Genomic DNA, 18851 nt, shown 5'->3' with positions numbered 1-18851 from the left:
TCAACATGCATTCCGCATGCCCGAAGGTTCCATTACTCTATTAAATCTATGCCTGGAATTCATGATGTGATCGATAGCACATTTCAAGGTTTAATTGTATGATGAATACGGTTCATCAAGGGTTATTACCATGAGTAAATCGCTGAATATTATCTGGCAGTACCTGCGGGCTTTTGTCCTGATCTATGCTTGTTTATACGCCGGGATTTTTGTTGCTTCCCTGCTGCCCATTACTATTCCCGGCAGCATTATCGGCATGCTGATTTTGTTCGTTCTTCTGGCGCTACAGATTATGCCGCCGAAATGGGTCAACCCCGGGTGCAACATATTGATTCGCTATATGGCGCTGCTGTTTGTGCCTATCGGCGTTGGCGTCATGCAATACTGGGATCTGCTGCGCGCGCAGCTCGGCCCGGTGGCAATCTCCTGCACGATCAGTACATTAGTGGTCTTCCTTGTGGTGAGCTGGAGCTCACATCTGGTTCATGGCGAACGTAAAGTGGTCGGTCAAACTAAGGACGTCAAAGATGATGCATGAAATCTGGTGGTCCTTGCCGCTGACGCTGATCGTTTTTTTCCTCGCCCGCAAGCTGGCCGCGCGGTTTAAATTTCCGCTGCTGAATCCATTGCTGGTGGCGATGATCGTAATCATCCCCTTTTTGCTGCTCAGCGGTATCTCCTACGATCGCTATTTTCAGGGCAGTAAAATTCTCAACGATTTGCTTCAGCCTGCGGTCGTGGCGCTGGCCTTCCCGCTGTATGAGCAGTTGCACCAGATCCGCGCCCGCTGGAAATCGATTATTACGATCTGCTTTATCGGCAGCGTCGTGGCGATGGTGACCGGCACTACCGTCGCGCTGCTGCTCGGCGCGACGCCGCAAATCGCCGCCTCCATTATGCCGAAGTCGGTCACCACGCCGATTGCGATGGCGGTCAGCGGAAGCATTGGCGGTATTCCGGCCATCAGCGCGGTGTGCGTTATTTTCGTGGGGATTCTCGGCGCGGTTTTCGGCCACAGCCTGCTGAACCTGATGCGCATTCGCACCAAAGCCTCACGCGGTCTGTCGATGGGCACCGCATCGCATGCCCTGGGGACCGCCCGCTGTGCGGAGCTGGACTATCAGGAAGGGGCTTTCAGCTCCCTGGCGCTGGTGCTGTGCGGGATTATCACCTCGCTGGTGGCGCCCTTTTTGTTCCCGGTGATTCTGGCTATCGTCGGATAAATGTGATCTTAATCACATTTATCAGTGCAACATAATAAAGTTGCATAAACAATGAGATATTAATCACATATACGGGCTCCCCTCGCCCGTACACTAGATTCCCATTACATTGTTAAGAGGCAACGCCATGCACCCACGTTTTCACGCTGCTCTTCCTCTTCTGGCGGCAGACCTGCAAGCGGCCATCGCCCCGATGCTGATCGACCCGCACTTCCCGGCTTTGCTGGATGCCGGTCAGGTCGCCACGCTGCGCAACGCAACAGGCCTTGATGAAGACGCGCTGGCCTTTGCGCTGCTGCCACTCGCGGCAGCCTGTGCGCGCGCCGACCTTTCCCATTTTAACGTTGGCGCCATCGCCCGCGGCATTAGCGGCACCTGGTACTTTGGCGGTAATATGGAGTTCCTCGGCGCCACGATGCAACAAACCGTACACGCGGAACAAAGCGCCATCAGCCACGCCTGGCTGCGCGGTGAACGCTCGCTCAAGGCCATTACCGTCAACTACACCCCCTGCGGCCACTGTCGTCAGTTTATGAATGAGCTGAACAGTAGCCAGCTCCTGCGTATTCATCTGCCGGGTCGCGAAGCGCATTCGCTGCAGCACTATCTGCCGGATGCCTTCGGTCCGCAGGACCTCGAGATTAAAACGCTGCTGATGGATGAACAGGATCATGGTTTCCCGCTGACCGGCGATCCCCTGGCGCAGGCGGCCATTCAGGCTGCCAACCGCTGCCATATGCCATACAGCAACTCGCCCTCCGGCGTGGCGCTGGAGTTGAAAGACGGCACCATTTTCGCCGGTCGCTATGCGGAAAACGCGGCCTTTAACCCAACGCTGCCGCCGCTGCAGGGAGCGCTCAACCTGCTGAGCCTCAACGGCTATGACTATCCGGATATTCAGCGCGCCATTCTGGCTGAGAAAGCCGATGCGGCGCTGATTCAGTGGGATGCAACCGTCGCAACGCTGAAAGCGTTAGGTTGCCAGAATATTGATCGCGTCCTGCTCGGCTAATTTTCCCGTCATGCGGGCCCCATTGGCCCGCATTGTTGAAAATCCCCGCAATTAAACGATGGTTTCTTGCTCTTGCCCGGCGGGTAAAGTAGCCTGATAGCTCCATTGTCCACATGAGTCAGGTGAATGTTAAAGCGTGTGTTATACAGCCTGTTAGTCCTGTTCGGCCTGCTGCTGTTGACCGTGCTGGGTCTTGACCGTTGGATGAGCTGGAAAACCGCCCCCTATATCTATGATGAACTCCAGGATCTGCCCTACCGCCAGGTTGGGGTGGTGCTCGGTACCGCCAAGTACTATCGCACCGGAGTGATTAATCAGTATTATCGTTATCGTATTCAGGGGGCGCTGAACGCTTACAATAGCGGCAAAGTGAACTACCTGCTGCTGAGCGGCGATAATGCGCTGCAAAGCTACAACGAACCGATGACCATGCGCCGCGATTTAATCAAAGGCGGCGTCGACCCGGCCGATATCGTGCTCGATTACGCCGGCTTCCGCACGCTCGACTCTATCGTGCGCACCCGCAAAGTTTTCGATACTAACGACTTTATTATCATTACCCAGCGCTTCCACTGCGAACGGGCGCTGTTTATCGCTCTGCATATGGGGATTCAGGCGCAGTGTTACGCGGTGCCTTCGCCGAAGGATATGTGGAACGTGCGTTTACGTGAGTTTGGCGCCCGGTTTGGCGCGCTGGCGGATTTGTACGTGTTCAAACGCGAACCCCGCTTTTTAGGGCCGTTAATTCCGATTCCGACGTTGCAGGAAGTGCCTGAGGGTGCGCAGTCCTATCCTGCCGTCACGCCGGAACAGCTGCTGGAACTGCAAAAGAGTCAGTGACGGGCCGTTGATATCGGCATACTTTCCCCCGGGTCAGTCGGCGTAAAAAAGACCCAAAAAAGCCCGCGCGAATGGCGCGGGCGGGATAGCAACGGACGATTATTTTTTGCGCGCGTATTTCAATGAATCCAGCGCCACGGCGAAGATAATGATCGCCCCTTTGATGATGTACTGCCAGTAGGGGTTGACGCCGATATAGGTCAGGCCGTAGTTGATGACGGTGAAGATAATTACCCCGGTCACCACGCCAAGCACCGTACCCACACCGCCGCTAAACGACACGCCGCCAACGACGCAGGCCGCAATCGCATCCAGCTCATACATAAAGCCGAGGTTGTTGGTGGCCGAACCGATACGACCGGCCTCCAGCAGACCGCCAAAAGCATAGAACACACCGGACAGGGCATAAATCATCAGCAGGTTCAGCGCCACGTTGACACCCGAAACTTTGGCCGCTTCCGGGTTACCGCCGATGGCAAAAATGTTTTTACCAAAACGGGTTTTATTCCACAGGATCCACACGAAGAAGACCGCAATCGCCGCGTAGAACGTAATGTACGACAGGCGGAACGACCCCAGCGCGATAAACCCTTGCGCGAAGTGCGAGAAGTGGCTGTCAAAACCGGAAATGGGCGATGCGCCGACAAAATCGTAGTACAGGGAGTTGATGCCGTAGACGATGATCATCGTACCCAGGGTGGTGATAAACGGCGTCACGTTCAGATAAGCGATAATAATCCCGTTAATCAGCCCGATAACCGCACCGATCGCGCAGACCAGCAGGATCACCAGCGGAATCGGCATAGTCGCCATATCCGGGAAGACCTTGTTGGCATTGTCGACCGCCTGCAGCATGGTCGCGGCGATAACCGCCGCCAGCCCGACCTGGCGACCGGCAGAGAGGTCGGTACCCTGGGTTACAATCAGTCCGGCAACGCCGAGCGCGATAATAATACGCACCGAAGACTGAGTCAGGATGTTACTCAAGTTCAGCAAACTTAAGAACGTGGGGTCCTGGAAAATAATAATCGCCAGCAAAACCAACAGCACAACGTAAATCCCACCGTCTTTCAGGTACGTGAGAAAACTTTTTTTATTTAACGCACTCATGAGAAGCCCCTGCTCTTAAAGATGCAACGACGCAAGACGTAAAATTTCGTTCTGCGTAGTCGTTTTTGTCTCAACAATTCCGGCAACGAGACCGTTGCTCATTACCAGAATACGGTCGGTAATACCCAGCAGCTCCGGCATCTCGGAGGAAATAATGATGATCCCTTTATTTTTATTCGCCAGCTCAGCAATCAGCTGATAAATTTCGAACTTCGCGCCAACGTCAATCCCACGCGTGGGTTCATCAAGCATCAGAATTTCCGGCTGGGTTAATAGCCAGCGACCAATAATAACCTTTTGCTGGTTACCACCGGACAACGAACCAATTTGCGTATGCTGGCCGGGGGTTTTCACGCGCATCGAGTCAATAACCCACTGGGTATCGCTTTTCATGCGGGAATTGTCCAGCAGACCCACCTTGTTTTTATATTTCTTAATATTGGAGATCAGCGAGTTAAAGCCAATATCCAGATACGCATAAATACCGGTGGAGCGGCGCTCTTCGGTGACTAACGCAAAACCATGGTTAATCGCTTCGTTCGCGCTATGGTTATTGATCTTCTTGCCGTGCAGCGTAATCGTGCCGCCTGATTTTTCGCGGATACCGAAAAGCGTTTCGACTATATCGGTACGCTTCGCTCCCACCAGCCCGGCGATACCGAGGATCTCCCCTTTACGCAGATCGAAGGAGACATCACGAATCGATGGCTGACGCAGCGAAGTCAGGTTGCGCACTTCCAGAATAGTTTCACCCGGCGTATTGTGTTTCTCCGGGAAGCGCTGGGTTAACGAGCGCCCTACCATCATGGCGATGATCTTATCCATATCCAGGCCTTCCAACGGCTGGGTGGCAATCCACTGACCATCGCGCAAAATCGTTATTTCGTCGCACAGCTGGAAGATCTCTTCCATCTTGTGAGAAATATAGACAATACCGCAGCCGCGTTCTTTCAGCTTGCGGATAATCTTAAACAGATGATTAACTTCTTTCTCGGTCAATGATGACGTAGGCTCATCCATAATGACGATTTTGGCGTCATAAGAAAATGCCTTGGCGATTTCAATCATCTGCATTTGCGATACGGATAACGTGCCGACGCGGGCACGCGGATCGATATCTATATCGAGCTCATCAAATATCCCTTTGGTATCGCTATACATTTTTTCCTGATCGACAAACATTCCTTTGGTGGGATAACGCCCCAGCCACATGTTGTCCATCACCGAACGCTGCAATACCAGATTTAATTCCTGGTGAACCATTGAAATACCGTTTTCCAGCGCTTCTTTCGCGGAATGGAAATCGATCTCTTGCCCCTGAAAAAGAATACTACCGGAATCTTTTTGATAGATTCCAAAAAGGCATTTTAATAATGTCGACTTACCAGCACCGTTCTCTCCCATCAATGCATGAATAGAATGAGGACGGACTTTCAGATTGACATTATCGAGTGCCTTGACGCCAGGAAACGATTTGTTGATATTGCTCATTTCCAACAAGAATTCGCCTGACCGTTCGCTATTATTGCTGACCATAGTTATACCTGGCTGCGTTCATGCACACCCCAACCGACGCATTCGCGCCGCCATCAGGGTCGGGTTCTGTATCAGGAATAATCGGGCGCGAATATCCGGATATTTCAGGTTGCCGCAGCATTCGCTGTCAGCAACCCGACCTGTTCCGGGGAGAGCTCACGCCCGTAACTCAATAATTATTTACCGATAAACTGGCTCAGATTGTCTTTATCTACGCCAACATAAGGTACGCGGACAATCTTATTCTCAATCTTCCACTTAGTACCCGCCGCCGCTTCTTTACCATCGGCCAGGTTTTTCGCCAGATCGAAGGTGGCTTTCGCCTGGTTGTTCGCGTCGTTCAGCACGGTACCGGCCATCGCGCCAGATTTTACCAGCGCCAGCGCTTCAGGCAGGGCATCGACGCCGAATACTGGAATGCTGCTCTTGTTATGCGCTTTCAGAGCTTCAACCGCGCCCATTGCCATCGCATCGTTATTGGCGATAACCACTTCAATTTTGTTGGCGTTCGGGCCAGACAGCCAGGCATCCATCTTATCTTTCGCCTGAGCGGTATCCCACATCGCGGTATCCATCTGCAGCTGCTGAGTCTTCAGACCTTTGTCATTCAGCTCTTTAATCACGTAGGTGGTACGCGCTTCAGCATCCGGGTGGCCCGGCTCGCCTTTCAGCAGAACATATTGAATCTGACCGTCTTTGTTCAGATCCCAGTTCGGATTGGCTTTCCAGTGCTTGGCAATCAGGTCGCCCTGAATAATCCCGGACTCTTTTGAGTCGGTGCCGACATAGTAAGCTTTGTCATAGCTGTCCAGCGCTTTGCGGGACGGCTCTTTGTTAAAGAACACCACCGGCACGTTCTGGCCGCGCGCTTTTTCGATAACGGTGCCAGCGGCTGCCGGGTCCACCAGGTTAATCGCCAGCGCCTTCACCCCTTTGGCCAGCAGGACGTCAATCTGATCGTTCTGTTTGGACTGGTCATTCTGCGAGTCATTCATCAGCAGCTGAACGTCTGGCGCTGATTTGCCGTCTTTCTCAATCGCCTTGCGCACGACCGACATAAAGTTGTCGTCATATTTATAAATGGTTACGCCGATACGGGTATCCGCTGCGTGTGCCGCGGCGCCAAATAACATACCAGCCATAACAGCAGACAGGGTTAACACCTTCTTATTCATGGAATCTCCGGTTTTATTATGCAGGGTCGTTGGTGTGAAAATAGCCGGCGGGGACTTGTTACATTAGTGTTACCGCACAACAACATTCACGACTATAAATTCTGTCTTCCGTGTAGGGTAACGCTCCAGAAACACGAATTAATTAAGCGTACTGCGCCTTATCCCTACGGTAAAAGTGATTAATCACCGTGATATAGTGGTTCAGACTAGTAAACGAGGCCATCATAATCAGTTGAATGTTAATATACTGTGAATTTACTCACAGATTGAAAACGGTTACATAAGACACATCATCAGTTAGTGATCGGCCCCGCAATTTGCTGCGGCATCACCGAATGGCGGCGTACCAGCGTCGGCATAAAGCAATGCCGCGCTTCATGATCGAGTTTGCCTGCCGCCCCCAGCAGCGCCAGCTCCGTTGCCAGTTTCGCCATTGACATAACAGGATAGCGCACGGTCGTCAGCTGTGGGTCGGTGTAACGAGAAATCGGGATGTCGTCAAAGCCGATAAGCGACAAATGCTGCGGTACCGCAATGCCATTATCTTTAAGCGTCGTCAGCGCCCCGGCCGCCATGCTGTCATTGTAGGCAAAGACCGCGGTCAGGCCTAAATTGCGCCCCAGTAGCTCAACCATGGCCGCCTCTCCGCCCTGCATATCCGGCGTACCCGAGCCAATCCAGCTGTCTGGCGCGATAATGTTTTGTTCCTGCAACGCCTTCAACCACCCTTCCCGGCGCATATCGTCATCTTCGATGCCATGGTTTGAAGAGAGGTAGCCGATGCGCTGATGACCGTTGTTCAGCAGCATCCGCGTGGCCATCAACGCCCCGCTGACATTATCCAGCCCCACGCAACGATGCGCGTAGCCGGGCACAATGCGGTTAATCAGCACCATCCCCGGCATATGCTCCATAAAGTCGCCAAGCTCTGCATCGCTGAGGGCTTTGGAATGGACGATCAGCGCCGAGCAGCGCTGGCGAATCAGCACTTCGATGGCATGACGCTCTTTTTCCGCCTCATGGTAGCTATTGCCGATCAACACATATTTCTGGTGCTGCTGAGCGACCGTATCCACCGCTTTCACCAGCGCGCCGAAAAAGGCATCCGACACATCCATCACCACCACGCCAATGGTGTCGCTGACCTGCGTCGCCAGCGCCTGCGCATTGGCGTTCGGCCGGTAGCCCAGCTGCGTTACCGCTTTCATTACATTTTCCCGCGTATCCGGGCTCACCAGCGCGCTGTTGTTCAGCACGCGCGAGACGGTCGCTACGGAAACGCCCGCCTGACGGGCGACATCACGAATGGTGATCATGCTTACCGCCCTTAAGAGAATTGCAATACGTCACACCCACCTCCTGTGTTCAGCAAGGTGGCTATTCTGGCAGCGACCCGCAGCGCGCTACGTGAGTGATGTCACAAGCCTGGAAACGGTTACATCCATTTTGTTAATGATTGTGATCGAGATCGTTATCTTGATGTGTTTTTTAGTGATGTCCCTGACGCACGCAGGGTTAACTGACGCCACAGCCATTCCACCGGCCCCTGACGGAAATGACGTAGCCAAAAGAGAGAGAAGGTGATATTTACCGCCCAGACCGGCACCACGAAAGCCAGCAGCTGCAGGCGGTCAAACTTCATAAACAGGCCAAAACGGTAAAAAATGGTAGTACAAACGAGCGTTTGCAACAGATAGTTGGTTAGCGCCATCCGCCCGACGCAGGCGATAGCCCCCACCAGCCGCAGCCTGCACAACTGCGGCCAGAAGCCCCATGCCAGCGAGGCATAGCCGATGGTTTGCAGCGGCGCGCCCAGCTCGCGAGGAGCCTGTAACAGGAACGCGCACCAGCGAGGATTCCACCCCAGATACCACTGGGCAAAAATAGCCGGCAGATTGACGAGCATACCGGCGACAATCAGCAGTGCGCCGGTGCGGCGATAGTGGCCGAGGCTAAACTGCCCTTTTAACCAGCCGCTGCGCATCAGCGCTGCCCCCATCAACATCATCCCCGCCAGCTGCCAGCCGTACTGCGCCCCTAGCGCCAGCAGATTATCGGAGAGCATATCGGCACGATTGCTGACCGCCTCCAGTCCGCCGTTCAGCTTCCAGTATTGCTCATACTGTAAATTCGCCGCATCGGGCACCCATGAACGGTTCGGCGCATCGCCAGAAATCATGCCGAGCAGCACGAGCACGGCAACGCCGATAACGTAGAGCACGACGCCGGTGTTAAACAGCGTTTTGATGTGATGCGCATCGCGCACCATGCGCCACGCCACCAGCCCCACCAGCGCATAGGCCAGCAGGATATCGCCATCCCAGAAAAACAGACCGTGGATAAAGCCTAGCAGCGCCAGCAGCGTCAGACGTGACTGGATCCAGCGCTTGCCGCGAGGCAACAGCATCTGTAGTCCGGCGCCAAACAGCAAGGCAAACAACGTCAGGAATTTGACCTGCGCAAACAGATCGAGAATCGCCCAGGTCCAGGCGTCGGTGAGGGAGATGCTCCCGGACCAGGCCGGGTTGAGGTAAGCGGCCTTCGGCAAGCCGAAGGCGCTGATATTCAGAAGCAGGATCCCAAGGATGGCGACGCCGCGCACAAAGTCCAGCGTGACATTTCGCTCCATCTGTCCTGCTCCGTATTTTTAGTTGTGGTGGCGTACGGCGCGCAGGAACTCCTGGCGAGTATTCTGGCTGGATTTAAACAGGCCGCCCAGTGAGGTCGTCGTCGTGGCGCTGGTGGCATCACGGATGCCGCGCGCTTTGACGCAGTAATGCACCGCATCAATGGATACCGCAACGTTGCTGGTGCCCAGCAGCGTCTGCAGCGCCGTTAAAATCTGCTGAGTCAGTCGCTCCTGCACCTGAGGGCGCTGGGAGAAGAACTGCACGATACGGTTGATTTTCGACAGACCGATGACCGAATCTTTCGGGATATAGGCCACCGTCGCTTTACCATCAATCGTGACAAAGTGGTGTTCACAGGTGCTGGTCAAGGTAATATCGCGCACGGTGACCATTTCATCGACCTGCATCTTGTTTTCGATAACGGTGATTTTTGGGAACCTGGCATAGTCCAGCCCGGAAAAAATCTCATCGACGTACATTTTCGCGATACGTCGTGGCGTTTCCATCAGACTGTCATCAGTTAGATCAAGATTCAGCAGTTGCATAATCTCGGTCATGTGTCCGGCAATCAAGCTCTTGCGGGTTTCATTATCAATTTCTTCTACGGGCGGACGCAGAGGCGTCTCCAGCCCACGAGCGACCAGCGCTTCATGAACGAGTATGGCTTCTTTACTCAGTGCTGACATTTAGGTTCTCCTGCAGGTGTGGCGCTCTTTGCTCTTCTGCGGGCAAAGTTTGCATTCATTGTGCGTGAGGCGGCGCACATAATCCAGTAGCCGAAACGATAATTATTGAAATTTGCGTGAGCTATTGATCCCTCACGACGGGTTGCGGTTACCGCTGAGGAAACTCGCCCGACCCGCCTTGCACTCTGTCGCTGACCGCCACGCGCTATTGCGCCGTCTCCGGCGAGCGACCAGCATCGGGCATGTTGGCTAAAAGTTGCATTAATGATGCAATATGTTCCTCAAAGGAGGAAGTGAAAGTTGCTCACAGGTAGATGAAATATCTGTATTATGACCTGACACCCGCATTTACCTTCCTGAGGAGCCCGGCATGGAATTGCTTGAAGAGCATCGCTGTTATGAAGGTCGGCAGCAACGATGGCGGCACGACTCCAGTACCCTGAACTGCGCAATGACGTTCAGCATTTTTTTACCTCCCCTGTGCGATGAGACGCCGCCGCCGGTGCTCTACTGGCTGTCGGGGCTGACCTGCAATGATGAAAACTTCACCACCAAAGCGGGCGCCCAGCGTGTCGCCGCCGAACTCGGTCTGGTGCTGGTCATGCCGGATACCAGTCCGCGCGGCGATGATGTCGCCGACGATAGCGGCTGGGATCTGGGTAAAGGCGCAGGTTTTTACCTCAATGCCAGCGCCGCGCCGTGGTCTGCGCATTTCCGCATGTATGACTATCTGCGTGACGAACTGCCGCAGCTCATCCGTTCGCAGTTTAACGTCAGCGAGCGCTGCGCCATCAGCGGCCACTCGATGGGCGGGCACGGCGCGCTGATCATGGCGCTGAAAAACCCGGGGCGTTTTACCAGCGTTTCCGCTTTCGCGCCGATTGTTAACCCTACGCAGGTTCCCTGGGGACAAAAAGCGTTCACCGCCTATCTCGGCGCCGATGAGTCTGCCTGGCAGGCGTGGGACAGCTGCGCATTAATGCAGGCAAGCCAGCCCGCTGACGCCATTCCGACGCTGATAGACCAGGGCGATAGCGACACCTTCCTCGCGCTACAGCTGCAGCCAGCGGTGCTGGCGGAGTGCGCGCGGCAAAAAGCGTGGCCGTTAACCCTGAGAATCCAGCCCGGCTACGATCACAGCTACTACTTCATCGCTTCATTTATTGAAGACCATCTGCGTTTTCACGCCCGCTATCTGCTGGCCTGATTTCCTGCCGGTGTGCCGCGCTCCCGGTGGCGGCGCACCGTTTCCCGCTTGCCCGGCCACCGTGCGACGGCCAGGGTCATTCAACACTCTGCGTTGCTTTCTTCTTCGATGGCCGTATCTTTATCCGCGCAATAGCGCCGCTTCCCTGCGACCAGACGCTTTCCGGGGGCAGACAGCGTTCGCCATCTGCCCCTCTTTCCGCGTCGATCAGAAGCGGTAGTCCACGGCCATAAAGTAGCGACGGCCCTCTTCGGTATAGCTGTAGTCGTCGCGGCTCAGATCTTTATCCCCGACGTTCAGTACGCCTGAACGCAGCTTGACGCTCTTCGTCACCTGCCATGCCGCACCAATATCAAACATGGTGTAACCGCCCGGCGTTTTCGAGGTGGCGCTGACTGCGCGCTGCTCGCCGGTATAATTGGCGGTGACGTAGAAGGACCAGTCATCCAGCGGCTTCCAGTCCAGCGTCCCGTTGGCGGTGTGGAACGGCAGCGACTGCAGCGGTTTGTCGCCGCCGTTGCTGAGATCGCGGCCATCGTTATAGGTGTAGTTCACCGTCAGCTTCCACGCGTCGCCGAACGGCACTTTGACTTCGGTTTCCACCCCTTTGATGCGCGCTTTATTGACGTTGAAGTAGCGGAAGACCGGTACGCGTTTGCCGTTAACCGTTTTCCAGCCGGCAAAGTTAGGGTAGCCCGGCGCTTCGCTGGCGCTGGAGGTGCGCAGAATATCGATCATATCGTCGACGTTATTCTGGAAGGTGGTCACGCTGCCTTCTACGCCGTCCAGCAGCCCTTCTTCACCACGGTAATACAGGCCAAGTTCGAAGCTTTCGCTGGTTTCCGGCTTCAGGTCCGGGTTACCGATGATACTGCACGAGCCGCGGCAGGAGTTGGTGGTCCAGTCCGGGTTCAGCTGCAGCAGCGACGGCGCTTTAAAGGCCGTGGCCCAGCCGCCTTTTACGGTGACCGTATCGCTGGCGTTATAGACGAGGTAAGCACGCGGGCTCCAGTGATCGCCGTAGGTCTGATGGTCGTCCATACGAATACCGGTGGTCAGGGCCAGCGGTTCGAAAATACGCCACTCATCCTCAACAAACAGCGCGTACTGGCTGGCAGAGGTGGATTTTCCGCCGCTGCTCAGATTAATCGGATCTTTCAGTTTATCGTGGCGCCATTCGCCACCGAAGGTCAGCAGCTGGTTAATCATCCCCAGCGGCAACACGTACTTGCCATCAACCGCATTGCTTTCAGAGGTGATCGTGCCATTCTGGCCCGGATTTTTGTTATCGACTTTTTCGCCATAAAACTTCAGTTCGCTATTGCCCACATCCCAACGACCGTTATGGCTCAGGGAGTAGTTCTGGCGTTCCAGACGATTACGGTTGAGGGAGTCGGAATCACGATCCTGACGATCGAAGCCATAGCCGGCGGTGATATCCTGGTTATCGGTCGGCGTCCAGGCAAACTCAACGTTGCCATCGCGGCTGGTAAAGCCTTCAATACGCGGCGTTTCACCGGCGGCATTGCTGGAGGACTGCGGATCGTCTTTCGCGCGTTTTGCCAGGTTGCCGTAGGCTTTCATCCCCAGCACGCCGTCAATCAGCGGACCGCTGGTAAAGAACTGGCCGTTGTAGGTATCGCCGCGATCGCGATGTTCCTGAATCGTGGTATCGGCGCTCAGGGTTCCGGTCCACTTCTGACCGACTTTTTTGGTGATGATGTTCACCACGCCGCCGAGGGCGTCGGAGCCATAGAGGGAGGACATCGGCCCGCGGACCACTTCAATGCGCTCAATGGCGTCGACCGGGATCCAGTTTAAATCGAAATCGTTGTGGCGGAAGACCGCGTTGCGCGAGTTAACGCGTTTGCCGTCGACCAGAATCAGCGTGTAGCTGCTGTCGAGGCCACGAATGCTGACGCCCTTGCGGTTGTCGCCTTCGTTGGTGAGCTGCACGCCTGGCACGTCGCGCAGAACATCTTTCAGATTCTGAACCGGACGGCGCTGCAGATCTTGCTGAGTAATGACGCTGATACTGGCTGGCGCATCTTTTACGCTCTGTTCAGTCGCCGCGGCGGTGACGACCAGCGTTTCTTCATTGGCCTTGGCAACAGCCGGAAACGCCAGCGATACGACGGATGCGCACAATCCCGCCCGGACAAAAGGGTTTAACCTGAACATTCCATATCTCCATGAGGTGTATAACGAATCAAACAAAAGGTGCAATTAACACGTACTGCCGGCGCACCGCTCATTGGCGGTACGCGCGCTCTTTTTACAGTTGACGTGGCTGGTCGCCCCTTGCTGGTTGTTTACGACCGGCAAGACAGGGAGATTGGCTTCATCCTGATTTTGATGAGGATGATAAAGATAATGATTTTGATTATCAATAAAATTATGAGGAACTGTATCAATTTGTAAGAATGTACAGATAAAAAAAACCCTCTTAAAAGAGGGTTTCATCAGAACGATTACTGCCAGCGTCGGCCGTCAGCCTTTAAATCGCTGCGGGAACTTCATCTCGCTGTAGCGAACGAAACGGGTGCCTTTTGCCAGCTTATAACCAAACCAGATAACCAGGAACAGCGGGATACCGATATAGGTTGCGGCCACTCCGCCCCAGTCGATGGTGTCTTTCAGGAAGGCTTCATAGTTCTGGCCTAGCGTGACAATCAGGCACAGCACGAAGGCAAAGATCGGCCCCAGCGGGAAGAACCCTGAACGATACGGCAGATCGTTCAGATCGTTGCCCTGCAGCACATAGCCGCGACGGAAACGATAGTGGCTGATGGCGATCCCCAGCCAGGCGATGAAACCGGTCATCCCGGAGGTGTTGAGCAACCACAGATAGACGGTCTGGTTACCAAACATCGAGCTCAGGAAGCACAGCGCGGCAATCACCGTCGTGGCATACAGCGCATTACGCGGCACGCCGCCACGGGACAGCTTCGAGAAGATGCGCGGGGCTTTGCCATCGCAAGCCAGGGTATAAAGCATGCGCGTTGACGCATACATTCCCGAGTTCCCCGCCGACAGTACCGCCGTCAGGATAACCGCGTTCATGATTGCCGCCGCCGACAGCAGACCCGCGTGCTGAAACACCAGGGTGAACGGGCTGACGGAAATGTCTTTCACGTCGTTACGCAGCAGGCTTGGGTCGGTATACGGAATGATCAGACTGATAATCAAAATCGCGAAGACATAGAACAGCAGGATACGCCAGAACACCTGGCGCACCGCGCGCGGAATATTCTTCTCCGGATTTTCCGATTCGCCCGCCGCAATACCGATAAGCTCGGTGCCCTGGAACGAGAAGCCGACGATCATCGCCACGCCAATCATCGCGGAGAAACCGCCGGCAAACGGCGCGTCATTGATGGCCCAGTTGCTCCAGCCCGCTGGCTGCGCGCCTTTAAAGATACCGACGATCATCATCACGCCGACAATAATAAAGATAATAACGGTGGCCACTTTGATAAGCGAGAACCAGTATTCCGCTTCGCCAAAACCTTTCACCGAGATCCAGTTCAGCAGGAACATAATGCCAAGGAACAGGGCGCTCCAGATCCAACCCGGCGTATCCGGGAACCAGTAGCTCATCACCAGTTGAGACGCCACGAGATCAACGGCGATGGTCACCGCCCAGTTATACCAGTAGTTCCAGCCCAGCGCGAAGCCAAAGCCCTCTTCGACATAGTTCTGACCGTAGGTGGCGAAGGAACCGGATACCGGCATGTATGCCGCCAGTTCACCCAGGCTGGTCATCAGGAAGTAGACCATCAGGCCGATCAGAATATAGGAAAGCAGTGCGCCGCCTGGGCCTGCCTGAGAAATAGTTGCACCAGATGCAACGAAAAGACCTGTACCGATGGAACCGCCAATAGCGATCATGGTCAAGTGGCGCGCCTTCAGTTCACGGCGTAAGCCGGGCGCTTCTGTGGTTTTAGTATCCGAAACCATGTGAAAATGCTATCCATCCAAAAAACGAGGCGAGATTGTAGCAGACGATCCGGGTTCTATCCGGTACAAATGCGCAGTTATAAGAGAGCTTCATGATCGACAATGAATTATTAGCAAAGCACTCATCTGCGAAAATGTCCGCCATAATATGCTGATCTCTCACAATAAATGCCTTGCTAACCGCCGATGATTTACACCTGACAGTAGTGCAGAAAACGCTGTAATGCCTTAGAAACATGCTTTTGCCGATGGTGAATCCGCCACAGGGTGCGGGTCAGAGCAGGCAGCGGGACCGACAGTTCGACCAGCGAGCCGACCTCAAGCTGTTCGGCGATAACCCGTCGGGAGAGACAGCTGATGCCCAGGCCGTGACGCACGGCGTGTTTGATAGCTTCCGAATTGCCAAGCTCCATGCCCAGATGAAACGCCGGCAGGTGCGACAGCAGCAGGTAGTCAACGATTTCGCGGGTGCCGGAGCCATGTTCACGCAGGATCCACGGCGCTTCCGCCAGCCGTTGCAGCGTCACCTCTCCTTCCAGCAGCGGCGAATCCGGCGCGGCGAACACCACGAGTTCATCTTCCAGCCATGGCTCGGCGATGATATCTGCCGCATGACATGGTCCTTCGATAAGCCCGATATCCACCCGCAGATCGGCGACCGCATTAATCACGTCCTGGCTATTGCCCACGCTCAGCTCCAGCGGCAGGTCGGGAAAATCACGGCGATAGCGGGCGATAATTTCCGGCAGGATATAGTTGCCGATGGTGCTGCTGGCATAAACCCGGATCGCGCCGTTGTCGCCGCGAAACAGCTGTTCAATCTCCAGCGCGCGCTCCAGTAAGGCCAGCGCCCGCGGGTAGAGAAGCCGCCCGTGTTCGTTTACCACCAGCCGCTTGCCGACGCGGTCAAACAGTTGCACACCCAGCTGTCCTTCCAGATCGGTCAGCGCCGCGCTGACCGCGGATTGCGACAGCGCCAGCATTTGTGACGCCTGGGTCGTTGACCCGCTCTTAAGCACTTCAGCAAACACTTCCAGCTGCCGTAGCGTGATATGCATAGCTCATCCTGCCTTCATTGATATGCTGCGTGGCTCTCCGACAATCCGCCGAACGTGGGAATGTCACCCAAAACGCGAAAATATTCGCATCTACCCGCAATAATTCGAGTTGCAGGACAAAACGGTTGACCGTTTTGCACAGCGCTTGCGCTGGCGTAGGCCGCGAGAGCGACACCCCAGGAGCTTACTGCAGTCAGTGACTGGGGGAATCGGCGCAGCCAACACACATGCAACGTGAAGGATAGCGGGTATACCACTTATTACGATTGATTATAAATATATAATCAATTTTATATTTAAACCAGCGCGTCGTAATCTTTACGCAGACAAAGGAGAAGGTTATGACAGCACTCACTTTACCGACGAAACATCACACGCTATGGCATTTTATCCCGGGACTCGCGCTGACCGCCGTTCTGACCGGTGCCGCGCTTTGGGCCGGTAGCTTTTCCGCTATCGCTGGCGCCGGCTTCAGCGCCCTGACGCTGGCCATCTTATTCGGTATGGTTATCGGCAACACGATTTACCCTAAGCTCTGGCAATCCTGCGACGGCGGCGTGATCTTTGCCAAACAGTATCTGTTACGACTCGGCATCATTTTATACGGTTTTCGCCTGACGTTCGCCCAAATCGCCGATGTCGGGGTCAGCGGTATCACCATCGACGTCCTGACGCTGACCAGCACCTTTTTTATCGCCTGTTTCCTCGGGCAGAAGGTCTTCGGTCTGGACAAACATACCAGCTGGCTGATTGGCGCCGGTAGCAGCATCTGCGGCGCCGCCGCGATTCTGGCAACCGAACCGGTCGTCAAGGCACAAGCCAGTAAAGTGACCGTCGCGGTGGCCACGGTGGTGATTTTCGGTACCCTGGCTATCTTCCTCTATCCGGCGATGTACCCGATGCTGGCGCACTGGTTCACCCCGGAAGCCTATGGCATCTATATGGGCTCCACGATGCATGAGGTTGCGCAGGTGGTGGCCGCAGGACATGCTATCAGCCCGGATGCGGAAAACGCCGCGGTGATTGCGAAAATGCTGCGCGTGATGATGCTGGCTCCGTTCCTGCTGTTCATGGCCGCTCGCGTCAAACAGCTGGCGCCAGCAGGCCTGGGAGAAAAAAGCAAAATCACCATTCCGTGGTTTGCCATCCTGTTTATTGTGGTGGCAGTGTTTAACTCTTTCCATCTGCTGCCAAAACCCATCGTCGGGATACTGGTCACGCTTGATACCGTCCTGCTGGCGATGGCGATGGCGGCACTGGGGCTGACCACTCACGTCAGCGCGCTGAAAAAAGCCGGCGCCAAACCGCTGCTGATGGCCTTAATCCTGTTCGTCTGGCTGATAGTCGGCGGCGGTGCTATCAACCTGGTGATTCACGGCCTGATGGCATAACCCGGTCGGATGAACCCACGCATTCGTTGATGTAACTCTCCGGTTAAGCCGCTATCATTACCCTCTCCCCAGCGGCTTAACTGGAGCTTTTTTATGAAATACATTGGAGCGCACGTCAGCGCCTCCGGCGGACTGGCCAATGCCGCCATTCGCGCCGCGGAAATCGACGCCACCGCCTTCGCGCTGTTTACCAAGAATCAACGGCAATGGCGAGCAGCCCCGCTCAGCGACGAAACGATTGCTGAATTCAAAGCCGCCTGCGAAAAATACCGCTTTGGCCCCGGACAAATCCTGCCGCATGACAGCTACCTGATTAACCTCGGCCACCCGGTTGAGGAGGCGCTGGAAAAATCCCGCGATGCCTTTATTGATGAACTGAGCCGCTGTCAGCAGCTCGGGCTGACGCTGCTCAATTTCCATCCCGGCAGCCATCTGCAGCAGATACCGGAAGACGAGTGCCTGGCTCGTATTGCCGAGTCCATTAATATTGCGCTGGCTAAAACCGAAGGCGTGACCGCCGTCATTGAAAATACCGCCGGCCAGGGCAGCAACCTCGGCTTTCAGTTTGAACACCTGGCCGCCATTATTGACGGAGTGGAAGACAAATCCCGCGTCGGCGTCTGCATTGATACCTGCCACGCCTTTGCTGCCGGTTATGACCTGCGTAGCGTGGAAGGGTGTGAGAAAACTTTCGCCGACTTCGAACGCATTGTCGGTTTCCGCTATCTGCGCGGCATGCACCTCAACGATGCCAAAAGCGCCTTCGGCAGCCGCGTTGACCGCCACCACAGCCTGGGCGAAGGCAATATCGGCCACGACGCTTTCCGCTGGATCATGCAGGACAGCCGCTTCGATGGCATCCCGCTGATTCTGGAAACCATTAACCCGGATATCTGGGCACAAGAGATTGCCTGGCTGCGGGCACAGCAAACGGAAGAAGCCTCGGCCTGACCTCAGGACCGCGTACCGTGTGACGCAGACCGTTACGCAGATAAGCAGAACAGAAAAAGGGCCGAATCCGGC

At 55.1% G+C, this 18851-nt stretch carries 16 protein-coding genes; 7 read left to right on the top strand and 9 right to left on the bottom strand.

The features are described from left to right. Positions 1 to 130 precede the first annotated feature (130 nt). The 4 genes from Electrica_RS07780 to sanA all read left to right on the top strand — a co-directional run bounded on the left by Electrica_RS07780 (position 131) and on the right by sanA (position 3075). Entirely contained in the window at positions 131 to 538 is a 408-nt protein-coding gene (locus tag Electrica_RS07780) for a CidA/LrgA family protein (RefSeq protein ID WP_100682688.1), read from the top strand. Next, positions 528 to 1223, top strand: a complete 696-nt coding sequence (locus Electrica_RS07775; protein ID WP_100682689.1) for a CidB/LrgB family autolysis modulator — start codon at positions 528 to 530, stop codon at positions 1221 to 1223. Before Electrica_RS07780 ends, Electrica_RS07775 begins: the two co-directional genes overlap by 11 nt. A 127-nt stretch (positions 1224 to 1350) precedes the next feature. Next, positions 1351 to 2235 carry a cytidine deaminase gene (gene cdd, locus Electrica_RS07770; RefSeq protein ID WP_141964170.1) on the top strand — a complete coding sequence of 295 codons (885 nt, stop codon included), beginning with the start codon at positions 1351 to 1353 and terminating at the stop codon, positions 2233 to 2235. A gap of 126 nt (positions 2236 to 2361) precedes the next feature. Beyond that, the gene (gene sanA / locus Electrica_RS07765) at positions 2362 to 3075 is read left to right on the top strand and encodes an outer membrane permeability protein SanA (protein ID WP_100682691.1); all 714 of its coding nucleotides are present in this window, start codon (positions 2362 to 2364) and stop codon (positions 3073 to 3075) included. 99 nt (positions 3076 to 3174) lie between these two features. Here sanA and mglC read toward each other — a convergent pair whose 3' ends face one another. The 6 genes from mglC to folE all read right to left on the bottom strand — a co-directional run bounded on the left by mglC (position 3175) and on the right by folE (position 10212). Beyond that, a complete protein-coding gene (gene mglC / locus Electrica_RS07760) occupies positions 3175 to 4185 on the bottom strand; it encodes a galactose/methyl galactoside ABC transporter permease MglC (protein ID WP_100682692.1) in 1011 nt (336 codons plus the stop codon). 15 nt (positions 4186 to 4200) lie between these two features. Further along, positions 4201 to 5721 (bottom strand): galactose/methyl galactoside ABC transporter ATP-binding protein MglA, encoded by a 1521-nt coding sequence (gene mglA, locus Electrica_RS07755; protein WP_131048160.1) that lies wholly within the window; start codon positions 5719 to 5721, stop codon positions 4201 to 4203. 176 nt (positions 5722 to 5897) lie between these two features. Then, positions 5898 to 6896, bottom strand: coding sequence for a galactose/glucose ABC transporter substrate-binding protein MglB (gene mglB, locus Electrica_RS07750; RefSeq protein WP_100682694.1), 999 nt, complete (start codon positions 6894 to 6896; stop codon positions 5898 to 5900). Positions 6897 to 7189: 293 nt separating this feature from the next. Continuing rightward, a complete protein-coding gene (galS, locus tag Electrica_RS07745; RefSeq protein ID WP_141964168.1) occupies positions 7190 to 8212 on the bottom strand; it encodes an HTH-type transcriptional regulator GalS in 1023 nt (340 codons plus the stop codon). A 155-nt stretch (positions 8213 to 8367) separates the two neighbouring features. Then, positions 8368 to 9525, bottom strand: a complete 1158-nt coding sequence (yeiB, locus tag Electrica_RS07740) for a DUF418 domain-containing protein YeiB (RefSeq protein ID WP_141964167.1) — start codon at positions 9523 to 9525, stop codon at positions 8368 to 8370. A gap of 18 nt (positions 9526 to 9543) precedes the next feature. Then, positions 9544 to 10212: a GTP cyclohydrolase I FolE gene (gene folE, locus Electrica_RS07735; RefSeq protein ID WP_100682697.1), complete on the bottom strand. Its 669-nt coding sequence runs from the start codon at positions 10210 to 10212 to the stop codon at positions 9544 to 9546. A 370-nt stretch (positions 10213 to 10582) separates the two neighbouring features. On the opposite strand from folE, the gene fghA reads away from it, so the two are divergent. After that, entirely contained in the window at positions 10583 to 11419 is an 837-nt protein-coding gene (gene fghA / locus Electrica_RS07730; RefSeq protein ID WP_131048162.1) for an S-formylglutathione hydrolase, read from the top strand. 207 nt (positions 11420 to 11626) lie between these two features. On the opposite strand, the gene cirA is transcribed toward fghA, so the two are convergent. The 3 genes from cirA to yieE all read right to left on the bottom strand — a co-directional run bounded on the left by cirA (position 11627) and on the right by yieE (position 16437). Beyond that, positions 11627 to 13600, bottom strand: coding sequence for a catecholate siderophore receptor CirA (gene cirA, locus Electrica_RS07725; RefSeq protein ID WP_131048163.1), 1974 nt, complete (start codon positions 13598 to 13600; stop codon positions 11627 to 11629). A gap of 309 nt (positions 13601 to 13909) precedes the next feature. Further along, complete coding sequence (locus Electrica_RS07720; RefSeq protein WP_131048164.1) at positions 13910 to 15379, bottom strand: amino acid permease; 1470 nt, start codon at positions 15377 to 15379, stop codon at positions 13910 to 13912. A gap of 191 nt (positions 15380 to 15570) precedes the next feature. Further along, the gene (gene yieE / locus Electrica_RS07715) at positions 15571 to 16437 is read right to left on the bottom strand and encodes a DNA-binding transcriptional regulator YeiE (RefSeq protein WP_131048165.1); all 867 of its coding nucleotides are present in this window, start codon (positions 16435 to 16437) and stop codon (positions 15571 to 15573) included. Between the two features lie 341 nt (positions 16438 to 16778). On the opposite strand from yieE, the gene Electrica_RS07710 reads away from it, so the two are divergent. Both Electrica_RS07710 and nfo read left to right on the top strand, forming a co-directional pair. Continuing rightward, positions 16779 to 17828 carry a YeiH family protein gene (locus Electrica_RS07710; RefSeq protein ID WP_141964165.1) on the top strand — a complete coding sequence of 350 codons (1050 nt, stop codon included), beginning with the start codon at positions 16779 to 16781 and terminating at the stop codon, positions 17826 to 17828. Between the two features lie 93 nt (positions 17829 to 17921). Then, positions 17922 to 18779: a deoxyribonuclease IV gene (gene nfo / locus Electrica_RS07705; protein ID WP_131048167.1), complete on the top strand. Its 858-nt coding sequence runs from the start codon at positions 17922 to 17924 to the stop codon at positions 18777 to 18779. The last annotated feature ends 72 nt before the right edge of the window (positions 18780 to 18851 follow it).

Origin of the sequence: Klebsiella electrica, from assembly GCF_006711645.1 — a bacterium.
In the GTDB taxonomy this organism is placed as follows: domain Bacteria; phylum Pseudomonadota; class Gammaproteobacteria; order Enterobacterales; family Enterobacteriaceae; genus Klebsiella; species Klebsiella electrica.
Note: the sequence above shows the minus strand (reverse complement) of the source record. Positions and strands in the feature narration are given on the sequence as shown.

Excerpts from the sequence above, each read along its gene's own strand:
- Electrica_RS07780 (WP_100682688.1), top strand. The coding sequence starts at position 131 with ATGAGTAAATCGCTGAATATTATCTGGCAGTACCTGCGGGCTTTTGTC.
- Electrica_RS07775 (WP_100682689.1), top strand. The coding sequence starts at position 528 with ATGATGCATGAAATCTGGTGGTCCTTGCCGCTGACGCTGATCGTTTTT.
- cdd (WP_141964170.1), top strand. The coding sequence starts at position 1,351 with ATGCACCCACGTTTTCACGCTGCTCTTCCTCTTCTGGCGGCAGACCTG.
- sanA (WP_100682691.1), top strand. The coding sequence starts at position 2,362 with ATGTTAAAGCGTGTGTTATACAGCCTGTTAGTCCTGTTCGGCCTGCTG.
- mglC (WP_100682692.1), bottom strand. The coding sequence starts at position 4,185 with ATGAGTGCGTTAAATAAAAAAAGTTTTCTCACGTACCTGAAAGACGGT.
- mglA (WP_131048160.1), bottom strand. The coding sequence starts at position 5,721 with ATGGTCAGCAATAATAGCGAACGGTCAGGCGAATTCTTGTTGGAAATG.
- mglB (WP_100682694.1), bottom strand. The coding sequence starts at position 6,896 with ATGAATAAGAAGGTGTTAACCCTGTCTGCTGTTATGGCTGGTATGTTA.
- galS (WP_141964168.1), bottom strand. The coding sequence starts at position 8,212 with ATGATCACCATTCGTGATGTCGCCCGTCAGGCGGGCGTTTCCGTAGCG.
- yeiB (WP_141964167.1), bottom strand. The coding sequence starts at position 9,525 with ATGGAGCGAAATGTCACGCTGGACTTTGTGCGCGGCGTCGCCATCCTT.
- folE (WP_100682697.1), bottom strand. The coding sequence starts at position 10,212 with ATGTCAGCACTGAGTAAAGAAGCCATACTCGTTCATGAAGCGCTGGTC.
- fghA (WP_131048162.1), top strand. The coding sequence starts at position 10,583 with ATGGAATTGCTTGAAGAGCATCGCTGTTATGAAGGTCGGCAGCAACGA.
- cirA (WP_131048163.1), bottom strand. The coding sequence starts at position 13,600 with ATGTTCAGGTTAAACCCTTTTGTCCGGGCGGGATTGTGCGCATCCGTC.
- Electrica_RS07720 (WP_131048164.1), bottom strand. The coding sequence starts at position 15,379 with ATGGTTTCGGATACTAAAACCACAGAAGCGCCCGGCTTACGCCGTGAA.
- yieE (WP_131048165.1), bottom strand. The coding sequence starts at position 16,437 with ATGCATATCACGCTACGGCAGCTGGAAGTGTTTGCTGAAGTGCTTAAG.
- Electrica_RS07710 (WP_141964165.1), top strand. The coding sequence starts at position 16,779 with ATGACAGCACTCACTTTACCGACGAAACATCACACGCTATGGCATTTT.
- nfo (WP_131048167.1), top strand. The coding sequence starts at position 17,922 with ATGAAATACATTGGAGCGCACGTCAGCGCCTCCGGCGGACTGGCCAAT.